General features: G+C 70.9%; 10 protein-coding genes. 3 read left to right on the forward strand and 7 right to left on the reverse strand.

What is annotated here, in order from left to right; genetic code table 11:
- Nucleotides 1–328 precede the first annotated feature (328 nt).
- The gene (locus AB0917_RS17260; RefSeq protein ID WP_366820379.1) at nt 329–2,782 is read left to right on the forward strand and encodes a DNA topoisomerase IV subunit A; all 2,454 of its coding nucleotides are present in this window, start codon (nt 329–331) and stop codon (nt 2,780–2,782) included.
- A 37-nt stretch (nt 2,783–2,819) separates the two neighbouring features.
- On the opposite strand, the gene AB0917_RS17265 is transcribed toward AB0917_RS17260, so the two are convergent.
- Together AB0917_RS17265 and AB0917_RS17270 are read right to left on the reverse strand one after the other, a co-directional pair.
- Entirely contained in the window at nt 2,820–3,977 is a 1,158-nt protein-coding gene (locus tag AB0917_RS17265; protein ID WP_366820380.1) for a GTP-binding protein, read from the reverse strand.
- Nucleotides 3,978–4,001: 24 nt separating this feature from the next.
- Nucleotides 4,002–5,147, reverse strand: coding sequence for a citrate synthase (locus AB0917_RS17270; protein ID WP_366820381.1), 1,146 nt, complete (start codon nt 5,145–5,147; stop codon nt 4,002–4,004).
- A gap of 112 nt (nt 5,148–5,259) precedes the next feature.
- Between AB0917_RS17270 and AB0917_RS17275 the strand changes: the two genes are divergently transcribed.
- The gene (locus tag AB0917_RS17275; RefSeq protein WP_366820382.1) at nt 5,260–6,513 is read left to right on the forward strand and encodes a citrate synthase; all 1,254 of its coding nucleotides are present in this window, start codon (nt 5,260–5,262) and stop codon (nt 6,511–6,513) included.
- A gap of 37 nt (nt 6,514–6,550) precedes the next feature.
- On the opposite strand, the gene AB0917_RS17280 is transcribed toward AB0917_RS17275, so the two are convergent.
- Together AB0917_RS17280 and AB0917_RS17285 are read right to left on the reverse strand one after the other, a co-directional pair.
- The gene (locus tag AB0917_RS17280) at nt 6,551–7,570 is read right to left on the reverse strand and encodes a LacI family DNA-binding transcriptional regulator (RefSeq protein ID WP_366820383.1); all 1,020 of its coding nucleotides are present in this window, start codon (nt 7,568–7,570) and stop codon (nt 6,551–6,553) included.
- A gap of 107 nt (nt 7,571–7,677) precedes the next feature.
- Nucleotides 7,678–9,804 carry a DNA topoisomerase IV subunit B gene (locus AB0917_RS17285; protein WP_366820384.1) on the reverse strand — a complete coding sequence of 709 codons (2,127 nt, stop codon included), beginning with the start codon at nt 9,802–9,804 and terminating at the stop codon, nt 7,678–7,680.
- A gap of 447 nt (nt 9,805–10,251) precedes the next feature.
- Between AB0917_RS17285 and AB0917_RS17290 the strand changes: the two genes are divergently transcribed.
- Nucleotides 10,252–10,485, forward strand: a complete 234-nt coding sequence (locus AB0917_RS17290; RefSeq protein WP_073803639.1) for a hypothetical protein — start codon at nt 10,252–10,254, stop codon at nt 10,483–10,485.
- Nucleotides 10,486–10,603: 118 nt separating this feature from the next.
- On the opposite strand, the gene AB0917_RS17295 is transcribed toward AB0917_RS17290, so the two are convergent.
- From AB0917_RS17295 to AB0917_RS17305, 3 genes are all read right to left on the reverse strand, one after another.
- Nucleotides 10,604–11,434 carry a serine protease gene (locus AB0917_RS17295; RefSeq protein ID WP_366820385.1) on the reverse strand — a complete coding sequence of 277 codons (831 nt, stop codon included), beginning with the start codon at nt 11,432–11,434 and terminating at the stop codon, nt 10,604–10,606.
- Between the two features lie 154 nt (nt 11,435–11,588).
- Entirely contained in the window at nt 11,589–13,136 is a 1,548-nt protein-coding gene (locus tag AB0917_RS17300) for an RNA polymerase sigma factor (protein ID WP_366820387.1), read from the reverse strand.
- 324 nt (nt 13,137–13,460) lie between these two features.
- On the reverse strand, nt 13,461–14,348 hold the full coding sequence (locus AB0917_RS17305) for a FadR/GntR family transcriptional regulator (RefSeq protein ID WP_366820388.1): 888 nt from the start codon (nt 14,346–14,348) through the stop codon (nt 13,461–13,463).
- Nucleotides 14,349–14,474 lie beyond the last annotated feature (126 nt).

Raw genomic sequence — 14,474 nt, forward strand, 5'->3', positions numbered from 1 at the left:
CAAGCCGCCGGAGCCGGCCTGTGCTGTGGCCGTGTGACCCATGGGCATGTACGTCCCTTCGATCGCGATACTGGACTTCCTGCCAGACCTGCCACTCTAAGCAAGCGCACCGGCACCTGGCGAAGTTCCCGCTCAGCCGATGTTTCCGTCGATGGTGTCCCGGGCGCCGCGGGCGGCCCTCCTCAGGACCGCTTCGGACGGGTCGAGGTCGGCGTTGTCAGTGCGGCGGTCCACAATGGTCCGCGTCAGTAGCTCGACTTGTCAGCTCGTGTCGCCCCGAACAAGCTCAGGTTGTCCGAACAGAATCCGTGAAGGAGTCGCAGCCGCGATGGCCCGCCGTAGCACGAAGACCCCGCCGCCGGACGACTTCGAGGAGAAGATCCTCGACATCGACGTCGTCGACGAAATGCAGGGCTCCTTCCTCGAGTACGCGTACTCGGTGATCTACTCCAGGGCCCTGCCCGACGCCCGCGACGGCATGAAGCCGGTGCACCGGCGCATCGTGTCCCAGATGAACGAGATGGGACTGCGCCCCGACCGCGGCTATGTGAAGTGCGCGCGCGTCGTCGGCGAGGTCATGGGCAAGCTGCACCCCCACGGTGACGCGTCGATCTACGACGCCCTGGTGCGGATGGCGCAGCCCTTCTCGATGCGGCTGCCCCTGGTCGACGGCCACGGCAACTTCGGTTCCCTCGGCAACGACGACCCGCCGGCCGCCATGCGGTACACCGAGTGCCGGATGGCCGACGCCACGTCGCTGATGACCGAGGCGATCGACGAGAACACCGTCGACTTCCAGTCGAACTACGACGGCCAGGAGCGCGAGCCGGTCGTCCTCCCGGCCGCCTACCCCAACCTCCTGGTCAACGGGGTCTCGGGGATCGCGGTCGGCATGGCGACCAACATGCCCCCGCACAACCTGGGCGAGGTCATCGCCGCCGCCCGCCACCTGATCAAGCACCCGGGCGCCGACATCGAGACGCTGATGCGTTTCGTCCCCGGCCCCGACCTGCCCACCGGCGGCCGCATCGTCGGTCTGGGCGGCATCAAGGACGCGTACACGGCGGGCCGCGGCACGTTCAAGATCCGCGCCACCGTCGCCGTGGAGAATGTGACGGCGCGCCGCAAGGGCCTCGTCGTCACCGAACTGCCCTTCGCCGTCGGCCCGGAGAAGGTGATCGCCAAGATCAAGGACCTGGTCTCGGCGAAGAAGCTCCAGGGCATCGCGGACGTCAAGGACCTCACCGACCGGGCGCACGGCCTGCGCCTGGTCATCGAGGTGAAGAACGGCTTCGTGCCCGAAGCGGTGCTGGAGCAGCTCTACAAGCTGACGCCGATGGAGGAGTCCTTCGGTATCAACAACGTGGCCCTGGTCGACGGACAGCCGCTCACCCTGGGCCTCAAGGAGCTGCTGGAGGTCTATCTCGACCACCGCTTCGAGGTGGTGCGCCGGCGCAGCGAGTTCCGCCGCACCAAGCGCCGCGACCGGCTGCACCTGGTCGAAGGGCTGATCGTCGCCCTCCTCGACATCGACGAGGTCATCCGGATCATCCGGGACAGCGACAACTCGGCGCAGGCGAAGGAGCGCCTGATGGCGCACTTCTCGCTGAGCGAGATCCAGACGCAGTACATCCTGGACACCCCGCTGCGCCGGCTCACCCGCTTCGACCGGATCGAGCTGGAGAGCGAGCGCTCCAAGCTCACCAGCGAGATCGACGCGCTGACGGCGATCCTGGAGTCGGACGCGGAGCTGCGCAAGCTGGTCTCCTCGGAGCTGGCCGCCGTGGCGAAGAAGTTCGGCACGGACCGGCGCACGGTGCTGCTGGAGTCGGCCGGTTCGCAGATCGCGTCCGTGCCGCTGGAGGTCGCCGACGACCCGTGCCGGGTGCTGCTCTCCTCGACGGGTCTGCTGGCCCGGACGGCCAACGCGGAGCCGGTCGAGGTCTCCGAGGACGCCCGCCGGACCAAGCACGACGTGATCGTCTCGGCGGTCGCGGCGACGGCCCGCGGCGATGTGGGGGCGGTGACCTCCACCGGGCGGCTGCTGCGGCTCTCGGTGATCGACCTGCCGCAGCTGCCGGACACCCATGCCAAGCCCAACCTGTCGGGCGGGGCGATGATTTCGGAGTTCCTCAACCTGGAGGCGGACGAGGAGCTCATCTGCCTCACCACGCTGGACGAGGCCTCGCCGGGGCTGGCGATCGGCACGCTCCAGGGCGTGGTGAAGCGCGTCGTGCCGGACTATCCGGCCAACAAGGACGAGCTGGAGGTCATCACCCTCAAGGACGGTGACCGCATCGTGGGCGCGACCGAGCTGCGTACGGGCGAGGAGGACCTGGTCTTCATCACCTCCGACGCCCAGCTCCTGCGCTATCCGGCGGCCTCGGTGCGTCCGCAGGGGCGGGCCGCCGGGGGCATGGCGGGGGTCAAGCTGACGGCCGGGGCGGAGGTGCTGTCGTTCACGGCGGTCGATCCGGCGGCGGAGGCGATCGTGTTCACGGTGGCCGGTTCGCACGGGACGCTGGACGACTCGGTGCTGACGTCGAAGCTCACCCCGTTCGACCAGTATCCGCGCAAGGGCCGGGCGACCGGTGGGGTGCGCTGCCAGCGGTTCCTGAAGGGCGAGGACGTCCTGGTCTTCGCCTGGGCGGGCGCCACTCCGGCCCTGGCCGCCCAGAAGAACGGCACCCCGGCGAAGCTGCCGGAGCCGGACCCGCGCCGCGACGGTTCGGGCACGCCGCTGCTCCAGCCGGTGGCCGTGATCGCGGGGCCACCGCTGTAGGGGCTCTCCTCGTACGGTGGGGAGCGGCCGGGCGGCGTTACGCCTCCGCGGCCGCTTCCCCCGCGCGTACGGGGTCGGGGCCGGCTTCCCGTACGGGCACGGGCTCCGTCTCCCGGACGTACCGGAGCACGCCCCACATGCCGCGTTCGGCGTCCGGGGTGTCGAGGCCCTCGCCCCAGGTCTGCGCCGGGTCCTCGGTGGGCTCGGCCCGGCAGGCGGTGAGCCCCTCCCGCAGCGCGTCCGCGTCGATCCCGGCCCCGATCATGACGAGCTGGGTGAGCCGCTGTTCGCCCCGCGCCCACGGCCGCGGCACGAAGCGCAGGAACCGGCCGACCGCGTGCAGCGCGTACTTGTTGTCCCGGTCCCCCGGCCCGAAGTCGGCGAACCCCTTGACGCGGTAGAGGCCTTCGGGCCGGGAGTCCAGGAACGCCATGAAGCGGCGCGGGTCCATCGGGGTGTCCGAGGTGAAGTCGACGCTCTCGTAGGCCGCGTGGAGGTGGCCGGCGTGGTCCCCGTGCCCGTCGCCCGCCTCCTCGCGCAGCAGGTCCTCGAAGGTGAGCTGGCGGACCTTCTCCTCGCCGTCGGGCCGCAGCGCGGGGTCGAAGAGCAGCTCGGGGTCGATCCGCCCGTGCACGGCGGTGATGACCGCGGCGGGCCCGCTCAGCTCCGCGACCGTCTCACGCAGCCGCTCCTGCTCGCCCTTGCCCACCCGGTCGGTCTTGTTCAGGACGACGAGGTCGGCGACGGCCAGATGGCGGTCGATCTCCGGGTGGCGGGCCCGGACCCCGTCGAACTCGGCGGCGTCGACGACCTCGACCAGGCCCCCGTACAGGATGTGCGGGTTGTCGCTGGCGAGCAGCATCCGTACGAGCTCCTGGGGTTCGGCGAGGCCGCTCGCCTCGATGACGATCACGTCCAGCCGGGCGGAGGGGCGGGTGAGCGTCTCCAGGAAGGTGTCGAGTTCGCTCGCGTCGACCGCGCAGCACAGGCAGCCGTTGCCCAGGGAGACCGTCGAGCCGACCTGTCCGGCGACGGTCATGGCGTCGATCTCGATGGACCCGAAGTCGTTGACGATCACGCCGATCCGGGTGCCCGCGCGGTTGCGGAGGAGGTGGTTCAGGAGCGTGGTCTTGCCTGATCCGAGGAAGCCCGCCAGGACGACGACCGGGATCTGCTGGGTGCGGGGCGGGGTCAACGGGGGCCTTCCTCGGATGGGCGGTCAGGGCGCGGGGACCGGCTGCGGCGGGGGTGTGCCGACGTAGCGGGCCGCGGGGCGGATGATCTTCGAGTCCTCCGCCTGCTCCAGGATATTGGCGCTCCACCCGATCACCCGCGCGGCGCAGAAGGTGGGCGTGAACATCGCGCGCGGCAGCCCGCAGAGCTCCATGACGACCCCGGCGTAGAACTCCACGTTGGTGTGCAGCTCCCGCCCCGGCTTGAGCTCGGCGAGGATGGCCTCCACCTGGCGCTCGACCTCCACGGCGAAGTCGACGAGCGGCCCGCCGAAGCCCTGCGCGATCGACTTGAGCATCCGGGAGCGCGGGTCCTCGGTGCGGTAGACGGGGTGGCCGAAGCCCATGATGCGGCGGCCGGAGAGGACCTGTTCGCGGATCCAGCCGTCGATGCGGTCCGGGGTGCCGATGGCGTCCAGGGTGTCCAGCGCCCGGCTGGGGGCTCCGCCGTGCAGCGGTCCGGAGAGCGCGCCGACGGCGGCGACCAGGCAGGCGGCCAGGTCGGCGCCGGTGGAGGCGACGACGCGGGCGGTGAACGTGGAGGCGTTGAAGCCGTGGTCGATGGTGGAGATCAGATACTGCTCGACCGCCCGGACCCGGTCGGGCTCCGGCTCGCTGCCGGTGAGCATGTAGAGGTAGTTGGCGGCGTAGGGCAGGTCCGTACGGGGTTCGACGGGTTCGAGGCCCTGGCCCAGGCGCTGGAGCGCGGTGAGGATCGTGGGTACGGCGGCGCAGGCGGCCAGTGCGTCGGCGCGGCGGCGGTCGGCGTCGAGGTCGTAGACCGGGCGGTATCCGGCGGTGGCGCCGAGCAGCGACAGGGCCGTACGGAGTCCGGCGAGCGGTCCGGAGACGGCGCCCGCGCGGGCGATGGCGGGCAGCGCCTGCCGCACCTCGGCGGGGAGCGTGCGCAGGCTCGCCGTACGGGCCGCGAAGTCGGCGGCTGCCGCCCGGTCGGGTAGCTCGCCGTGGAACATCAGATACCAGACGTCCTCGAAGCCGCGGGTCCGCGCGAGTTCGATCGCGGAGAACTGGCGGTAGTGGTAGAAGCCCTCGCGTCCGCGTACGTCGCCGAGGGCGGTGTCGGTGACGACGACGCCGGCGAGGCCGCGGGGGACGGCGGGAGTGGTGGTCATGGCTGCTCTCTCCATCCGTGCATGCAACATTGATTCGACTGTCCATGCTTGACTTCTGATCTGTCAATATTGATTGAATCAATGCGTATAGGGAGTGGATACGGTGGTTCCCATGACGGATCAACCAGAGCCCGGCGTCCCCGCTCCGCCCCGGCTGACCACGCGCGAGGCGGCCGAGCTGCTGGGGGTGAAGCCGGAGACGGTGTACGCGTACGTGAGCCGGGGCCAGCTCAGCAGCGTGCGGGCGGCCGGGGGCCGGGGCAGCACGTTCGACGCCGACGAGGTGCGGGCACTGGCCCGGCGCTCGGGGCGGCGCGAGCCGTCACCGGCCGGGGGCGACCTCGTGTTCCGTACCGGCATCACCCTCATCGAGCAGGACCGGTACTACTTCCGCGGGGTCGACGCGACGGAGCTGGCCCTGCGCCACAGCTACGAGGAGGTGGCGGAGTGGCTGTGGACCGGTGAGCTCCGGTCCGGGGCGCGCTTCACCGCGCCCGCCGGGACCCTGGCGGCGGCCCGCCGGACGGTCGACGCGCTGCCCCCGCACAGCGGCGCGACGGACCGGCTGCGGGTGGCGGTGACCGCCGCGGCGGCGACCGACCCGCTGCGGTTCGACCTCTCGCCCGGGGCGGTGCTGAGCAGTGCGCGGAGCCTGATCCCGACGTTGGTGGGCGCGTTGCCCGTGCTCGGCGCACCGGAGGCCGATCAGGGCCCCCTGGCCCGGCAGCTGTGGCCCCGGCTGACCGCGCGGCCGGCCGACGCCCCGGCCCTCGCCGTCCTGGACGCGGCCCTGGCCCTCCTGATCGACCACGACCTGGCGGCCTCCACCCTCGCCGCCCGGGTCGCCGCCTCGGCCCACGCCCATCCGTACGCCGTGGTCTCCGCGGGCCTCGGGGTCCTGGAGGGGCCGCTGCACGGCGCCGCCAGCGGGCTGGCCCACCGGATGCTCCAGGAGGCGGTGGACCGGGGCAGCGCGGTCCCCGTGGTCGCCGACCACCTGCGGACCCGGCGCCGGGTGCCGGGCCTGGGCCACCGGCTCTACCGGGGCGAGGACCCCCGGGCCCGGACCCTGTTCGCCCTGCTGGAGGACGTGCCGCAGGCGGCCGGGGCGCTGGCGGCGGCCCGGGAGGTGGTCAGTACGACGGCCCGCCACGCACCGCTGCACGCCAACATCGACCTGGCGCTCGCCGTCCTCTCCGTCTCCTGCGGGATGGCGGCGGAGGCGGGCGAGACGGTGTTCGCGGTCTCCCGCACGGCGGGGTGGATCGCGCACGCGCTGGAGGAGTACGGGGAGCGTCCGCTGCGGATCCGGCCGAGCGGGCAGTACACCGGCCCCCGGCCGCCGCAGCCGCTGCCCGCCCCCTGAGGGCCAGGAGGCCGGGGCAGCGCACGTCGGCCACGGATCAGAGGGAGCTCTCGCGCGGCGGCTGGGCGGTGGACCCGCGCACCACCAGTTCGGGCTCGAAGAGCAGCTCGTCCGAGGGCACGGTCCGCCCGCCGATCTGCACCGAGAGCAGCTCCACGGCCGCGCGCCCCATGGCCTCGATGGGCTGGCGGACGGTGGTCAGCGGGGGCTCGGTGCAGTTCATGAACGCCGAGTCGTCGTACCCCACGATCGATACGTCGTGGGGCACCGAGAGCCCCCGGCGGCGGGCGGCCCGGACCGCGCCCAGGGCGAGCGGGTCGCTGGCGCAGATGATGCCGGTGACGCCCCGCTCAAGCAGGCGCATGGCGGCGGCCTGCCCGCCCTCCAGCGAGAACATCGCCCGCGCCACCCACTCGTCGGGGATGCTCGTGCCGGCCTCCTCGGCGAGCACCCTGGCGGCGGCGAGCTTGCGCTGCGAGGGCACGTGGTCGGAGGGGCCGAGGACCAGGCCGATGCGCTCGTGGCCGAGCGAGACGAGGTGGCGCCAGGCCTGCTCGACGGCGACGGAGTCGTCGCAGGAGACGCCCGGGAAGCCGAGGCGGTCGATGGCCGCGTTGATCAGGACGACGGGGATCTTGCGGTCGGCGAGCACCTTGTAGTGGTCGTGCGGGGCGTCCTCCTGGTGGTAGAGGCCGCCCGCGAAGACCACCCCGGAGACCTGCTGCTGGAGGAGGAGCTCGACGTAGTCGGCCTCCGAGACGCCGCCCTTGGTCTGGGTGCACAGGACCGGGGTGAGCCCCTGCTGCGCGAGGGCGCCGCCGACCACTTCGGCGAAGGCCGGGAAGATCGGGTTCTGCAGCTCGGGCAGGACGAGCCCGACCAGCCGGGCCCGCTCGCCCCGCAGCTGGGTGGGCCGCTCGTAGCCGAGGACGTCCAGCGCGGAGAGGACGGCCTGCCGGGTGGCGTCGGAGACGCCCGGCTTGCCGTTCAGCACCCGGCTGACCGTCGCCTCGCTGACTCCCACCTTCTGGGCCACTTGAGCAAGTCGTCGCGTCATGAACGCAAGATTAGCGCAAGAAGCGCAAGAAGATTGCGCTCCTGACGAAATCCCCCGCTCCCCGGTGGAGCCGGGAAGCGGGGGCTCGAGGCCTCGGTACCGGAGCCCTAGGCGTCGATGCGCGAGCGGTCCAGGGTCGCCGCCGAGCTGGTGATGAACTCCTTGCGGGGGGCGACCTCGTTGCCCATCAGGAGGTCGAAGACCTGCTCGGAGGATTCCAGGTCCCCGATGTTGATCCGGCGCAGCGTGCGGTGGCGCGGGTCCATCGTGGTCTCGGCCAGCTGGTCGGCGTCCATCTCGCCCAGGCCCTTGTAGCGCTGGATGGACTCCTTGATCCGGACGTTCTTGCGCTGGAACTCCAGCAGCGTCTGGCGCAGCTCGTTGTCCGAGTACGTGTACACGTACTTGTCCTGGCCCTTCTTGGGCTGGACCAGCTCGATCCGGTGCAGCGGGGGCACGGCCGCGAAGACCCGGCCGGCCTCGACCATCGGGCGCATGTAGCGCTGGAAGAGGGTCAGCAGCAGGGTGCGGATGTGGGAGCCGTCCACATCGGCGTCGGTCATCATGATGACCTTGCCGTAGCGGGCGGCGTCGATGTCGAAGGTCCGCCCGGACCCGGCTCCTATGACCTGGATGATGGCGCCGCACTCGGCGTTCTTGAGCATGTCCGAGACGGACGACTTCTGGACGTTGAGGATCTTGCCCCGGATCGGCAGGAGCGCCTGGAACTCGCTGTTCCGCGCCAGCTTGGCGGTGCCGAGCGCCGAGTCGCCCTCGACGATGAAGAGCTCGCTGCGCTCGACGTCGTCGCTGCGGCAGTCGGCGAGCTTGGCCGGCAGCGAGGAGGACTCCAGCGCGGTCTTGCGGCGCTGGGCGTCCTTGTGCTGACGGGCCGCGATCCGCGTACGGGCGGCCGCGACGGCCTTCTCCAGCACCGCGCGGGCCTGGGCCTTGGCGTCCCGCTTGGTGGAGGTCAGGAACGCCTTCAGCTCCTTGGCGACCACGGCCGCGACGATCCGGTTGGCCGCCGAGGTGCCGAGCACCTCCTTGGTCTGCCCCTCGAACTGCGGCTCCGCCAGCCGTACGGTGACGACGGCGGTGAGCCCTTCGAGGGCGTCGTCCTTGACGACGTCGTCCTCGGCGACCCGCAGCATCTTCGCGGAGCGGAGCGCCTCGTTCACCGTCTTGGTGAGGGAGCGCTCGAAGCCGCTGACGTGGGTGCCGCCCTTGGGGGTGGCGATGATGTTGACGAACGAGCGGACGGTGGTGTCGTAGCCGGTCCCCCAGCGCAGCGCGATGTCGACACCCAGCTCCCGGGTGACCTCGGTCGCGGTCATGTGACCGCGCTCGTCGAGGACCGGGACGGTCTCCTTGAACGTACCCGTGCCGGTCAGCCGCTGGACGTCGCAGACGGCCCTGTCCTGCGCCAGGTACTCGCAGAACTCGCTGATGCCGCCGTCGAAGCGGAACGTCTCCTCGGTCTTGCCCTCGCCGTCGATCCCCCGCTCGTCGCGGACGACGATCGTGAGGCCGGGGACGAGGAAGGCCGTCTGGCGGGCCCGCTGGTGGAGCGTCTCCAGGTTGAGCTTGGCGTCCTTGAGGAAGATCTGCCGGTCCGCCCAGTACCTGACCCGGGTACCGGTACGGGTCTTGGGGACCCGCTTGCCCTTGCGCAGGCCGTTGGCCGGGTCGAAGGGGCTGTCGGGGCCCTGCTCGGTGAACATGCCAGGGACGCCGCGCCGGAAGCTGATGGAGTGGGTGGCGCTGTTGCGGTCGACCTCGACGTCCAGGCGGGCGGAGAGGGCGTTGACCACGGAGGCGCCGACGCCGTGGAGACCGCCGGAGGCCGCGTAGGAGCCGCCGCCGAACTTGCCTCCGGCGTGCAGCTTGGTCATGACGACCTCGATGCCGGAGAGGCCGGTCTTGGGCTCGACGTCCACGGGGATGCCACGGCCGTTGTCCCGGACCTCCACGGAGGCGTCGTCGTGGAGGATGACCTCGATCTGGTCGCAGTGACCGCCCAGGGCCTCGTCGACGGAGTTGTCGATGATCTCCCAGAGGCAGTGCATGAGCCCGCGGCTGTCGGTGGACCCGATGTACATCCCGGGGCGCTTGCGGACCGCCTCAAGTCCTTCGAGGACGAGAAGGTGCCGCGCGGTGTAGTTGGAGCTGTCCCGGTCGCCGCCTGCTGCGGTCAGCATCGCGGTGGACGGCACGGACGTTTCGGCGGTCACGCGGTTCGCTCCTCGCTGAATTTCATCTGGGCCCTTGGTGGGTATCACGGTCGGCTTCGGTTGCCGCTGAGAGCCTACAGAGGCCTGGTAGAGCGGTTGTAACGCCACCCTCGGGGAATCCTTATGCTAGTCGAGCCTCATCCGGGCTCGCATGGATGTTCGATCATTCGTCGGAGTGACGTGCACATCACGTTCCCTTCGAGGCATGAACCATTTAGGCTCCGGGCACGTCCTCATGAACAAACCGGCAAGCCGGCCGGAGGGACCGACCCCCGAGACAAGCAATGCGAAACCGTAGCGCTCCGCATACGGCACATTCGCCGCCAACCGGCAACTGACAGCCATCCCGAGAAGAAGTTTCGAAGAAAAGCCACGAGCGGGAACGTTTTCGGCCTGGTTGGATGTTGACCCTGGTACGACAGCTCGTCGAGCTAGAGAAGAGGCGACGTGACTACTGTTCTGACCCCCGCGAGCCCGCTGACCGCAGCAGACCGCTGTGACCGTTGCGGCGCCCAGGCCTATCTGCGCGTCGTCCTGATCAGCGGCGGTGAACTGCTCTTCTGCGCCCACCACGGGCGCAAGTTCGAGCCGGAACTCAAGAAGATCGCCGCGGAAATACAGGATGAGACGGATCGGCTCACCGCCGTGCAGGCGACTGCTGCCGACGAGGAACAACACTGACACCTCGCATCCACGACGAGCCAGGGGCCGGTCCAGGACCGGCCGACGGGCGGCACCCCCCTCCAGGGGCGCCGCCCGTTCTCGTACGTCCGCAGCTCCCGGCTGCCCGCTCGGCCGCTCAGACGCGGCCCTCGGCCCAGCCCAGGGCGGCCGAGACCCGGGTGTAGACCCCGGGGCTGCCGACGCGCCCGCAGCCGCTCCCCCAGGAGACCAGGCCGATGAGCCGCCCACGGGCCACCAGCGGCCCGCCGCTGTCGCCCTGGCACGCGTCCCGCCCACCCGCCGGGTCGCCCGCACAGAGCATCCCTGAGGCGTCGTACGTGCCCTCCTGGCCGCCCGGGTAGGCCTGGGCGCACTCACGGTCCGGCAGGACCTGGACGCGCGCGGAGCGCAGCACGGAGGCGTACGTGCCGCGTCCGGTCGTGTCCCCCCACCCGTAGACGGCCGCGGCCGTCCCGGCCCGGTACGCCTCGTCCCCGGCGCGGGCCATGGGGATGACGCCGCCCTTCGGCAGGGCCCGGGACAGGGTCAGCACCGCGAGGTCCCCGGCGTTGGTGGCGGGGTCGTACGCCGGATTGACCCAGACCCCCCGGACCGGGATCTCCTGGCCGGTCCTGTCGCCGAGCCGGTCCCTCCCGGCGATGACGCGGAGGTCCTTCACCCGGCTCACCGGTCCGCCGAGCGCCTCTTCACTCAGACAGTGGGCAACCGTCAGGACCTTCGTGGGCGCCACGGCGACGCCGCCGCAGAACTGCCCCGAGCGCGCCCCTCCGAACCGGTCACGGCTCGACAGGGCCACCGCCCAGGGGCTGTCCGCCACGGGGGCGGGCTGTCCTCCGACGACGATGCTGTCCGCGGCCGCCGGGCCCGGCGAGGCGAGCGGCAGCACGGCGGCAGCGGTGGTCAGGGCGAGGGCCCCGGTCAGGGCACGGACGACGGGACGGGGCATGAAGGCTCCTGACACTGAGGTGGCAACGGTCCACCCAGCGTGATCCAGCCTGTCCGCCTCCGCACCCGCGGACACGCCAAAGGGCCCGGTTCCCCTGGAGGGAACCGGGCCCTCGGCCGGTGGAACTCCCGTTCCCCCGGTGAAACCCTCGCTCTTAGTCGAGGTAGTCGCGCAGGACCTGCGAACGCGACGGGTGACGGAGCTTCGACATCGTCTTCGACTCGATCTGACGGATGCGCTCACGCGTCACGCCGTAGACCTTGCCGATCTCGTCCAGTGTCTTCGGCTGGCCGTCGGTGAGGCCGAAGCGCATCGAGACCACACCGGCCTCACGCTCGGAGAGCGTGTCGAGCACCGAGTGCAGCTGCTCCTGGAGGAGGGTGAAGCTGACCGCGTCCGCCGGGACGACGGCCTCGGAGTCCTCGATCAGGTCACCGAACTCGCTGTCGCCGTCCTCGCCGAGCGGGGTGTGCAGCGAGATCGGCTCGCGACCGTACTTCTGGACCTCGATGACCTTCTCGGGGGTCATGTCGAGCTCCTTGGCCAGCTCCTCCGGGGTGGGCTCACGGCCCAGGTCCTGGAGCATCTGGCGCTGGACGCGCGCGAGCTTGTTGATGACCTCGACCATGTGCACCGGGATACGGATGGTGCGGGCCTGGTCGGCCATGGCGCGGGTGATCGCCTGACGGATCCACCAGGTGGCGTACGTGGAGAACTTGTAGCCCTTGGTGTAGTCGAACTTCTCGACCGCGCGGATCAGACCGAGGTTGCCCTCCTGGATCAGGTCCAGGAAGAGCATGCCGCGACCGGTGTAGCGCTTGGCCAGGGAGACCACCAGGCGGAGGTTGGCCTCCAGGAGGTGGTTCTTGGCCCGCCGGCCGTCCTCGGCGATGATCTCCAGCTCGCGCTTGAGCTTCGGCGCGAGCTTGTCGGCGTTGGCCAGCTTGTCCTCGGCGAAGAGACCCGCCTCGATGCGCTTGGCCAGCTCGACCTCCTGCTCGGCGTTGAGGAGGGGGACCTTGCCGATCTGCTTGAGGTAGTCCTTGACCGGGTCGGCGGTGGCGCCGGCGACGGCGACCTGCTGGGCAGGCGCGTCGTCCTCGTCGTCGTCGGAGAGGACGAAGCCCTTGTTCTCGCCCTCGCCCTCCTCTTCCTCGCCCTTGCCGGCCTTGACCTCTTCGACGGCCTCGTCACCGTCGAGCAGCTCGTCGTCCTGCTTGCCGGACTTCTTCGCCGCTGTCTTCTTGGCCGCCGTCTTCTTCACGGCGGTCTTCTTGGCAGCCGTCTTCTTGGCTGCCGCCTTCTTCGCGGGGGCGGCAGCGACGGCGTCGCCGGCCACCGCGTCCGCACTCTCGGCCGCCGGGGCGGCGGGGGCCGCGGCGGTTCTCGTCACGGTGGTCTTCGCCGCGACGGACTTGGTGGCGGTGCGCTTGACCGGGCTCTTCGCTGCGACGCTCTTGCGGGCGCGCTTCGGCGACTCCGCGGCACTGACCATCAGCGTCACACCCTCTTCCTCGAGGATCTGGTTGAGGCTGCGCAGAACATTCTTCCACTGGGTTGGCGGAATCTGGTCAGCCTCGAAGGCCCGACGCACGTCATCGCCGGCGATCTGCCCATCAGCCTTTCCCCGCTCGATGAGCGCCATCACAGACTCGGACTCGGCGATCTCCGGCGGGAGCGTACGGGATGTGCTGGCCGACACGAACAACCTCTCGGAACGATGGAAACGGCTTCCGGCCCGGCCCTGGAGCGGGCTGGAACCGACGACCGCCGACTGGGGATGTCGTCGACGGCGCGGGTTTGGCCTCAGAACTGAACAGCGCACCCAAGGGCTGCTGTATTCCTTCCGCGGCGGTCACCTCTTAAGTCATCGCGCTGCTTCGAGGAGTGTTACGCCCAATCCGCGTGGCCCGAGTCACACCCCATCGGCGACGAACCGTGACAGATCAGACTTCCCCTCACAATTGTGCCGCCGGACCCGTGCGGTCCGGCGGCACAGGGCCTGGCCACCCCGGCCGCGGACCGGTCAGTGCTCGCGCGGGGCGGGAACCACACGTTCCACGTCGGGGTGGACGACGAGCAGCTGGCGCATGGCCGTCTCGGCCCCCGAGGAGTCGCCCGCGGCCAGGGCGTCGACGATGCGCGCGTGGTGGCCGAGCGAGGCCTCGCCCGGCCGGTCGCAGCCGGTGACCGGGCCGCCGGAGACGTGCAGGGCGGCCGAGACGATGCCGGAGAGGTGTTCGAGCATCCGGTTGCCCGCGGCCTGGATCAGCAGGGCGTGGAACTCGGCGTCGGCGCGGGAGAAGGTGATCGTGTCCCCCTGCCCCATCGCGTGCCCCATGATCTCCACCATGTCGCCGAGGCGCTGCTGAAGATCCTCACGGCCGTGCCCGGCGGCGAGGCGGGCGGCGAGCGGCTCGATGGTCCAGCGGAGCTCGGCCAGTTCACGGCGCTGATCGTCGCGCTGCGGGCCGAAGGCGCGCCATTCGATGATGTCGGGATCCAGCAGGTTCCAGTCGCTGACCGGGCGGACCCGCGTCCCCACGTTGGGGCGCGCGCTGACGAGCCCCTTGGCCTCGAGGACGCGCAGGGACTCGCGTACGACGGTGCGGGAGACCTCGAACCGCTGGCCGATCTCCTCGGGAACGAGGGGGCGGTCCGCGCCGAGGTCGCCGGAGACGATCATCTGGCCCAGCTGCTGGACGAGTTGGCCGTGCAGGCCGCGCCCTCGGCTGGCCGCTCCCCGCCGGCTCGCCCGCCCCAACTCGGAATCGGACCCGCCCCAGGGCCGGGCCGCGGCGCGCTCGCCGGCCGGCGCCTCCGTGTAGGGATGGCGATCGAGTTCGCCCGAGCCGGCCAGGCCGGAATCGGCGGAGCGGGCGGCGGTCATCATGGTGTGCGCAAGGGTACTCACGCATCCTTTGTCGGCGCGGCTCGTCCGCCCCTTGAGGTCTTTGGTGAAAAGCACACGAAAGGGTGATCGGCGCCCGCGCCGCAATTGACGCTATATCCGTATGAACCAGGCATTTCCTAGGGAGTT

Source organism: Streptomyces sp. NPDC007346, assembly GCF_040703535.1.
Taxonomy (GTDB): domain Bacteria; phylum Actinomycetota; class Actinomycetes; order Streptomycetales; family Streptomycetaceae; genus Streptomyces.

Excerpts from the sequence above, each read along its gene's own strand:
- AB0917_RS17260 (WP_366820379.1), top strand. The coding sequence starts at position 329 with ATGGCCCGCCGTAGCACGAAGACCCCGCCGCCGGACGACTTCGAGGAG.
- AB0917_RS17270 (WP_366820381.1), bottom strand. The coding sequence starts at position 5,147 with ATGACCACCACTCCCGCCGTCCCCCGCGGCCTCGCCGGCGTCGTCGTC.
- AB0917_RS17275 (WP_366820382.1), top strand. The coding sequence starts at position 5,260 with ATGACGGATCAACCAGAGCCCGGCGTCCCCGCTCCGCCCCGGCTGACC.
- AB0917_RS17280 (WP_366820383.1), bottom strand. The coding sequence starts at position 7,570 with ATGACGCGACGACTTGCTCAAGTGGCCCAGAAGGTGGGAGTCAGCGAG.
- AB0917_RS17295 (WP_366820385.1), bottom strand. The coding sequence starts at position 11,434 with ATGCCCCGTCCCGTCGTCCGTGCCCTGACCGGGGCCCTCGCCCTGACC.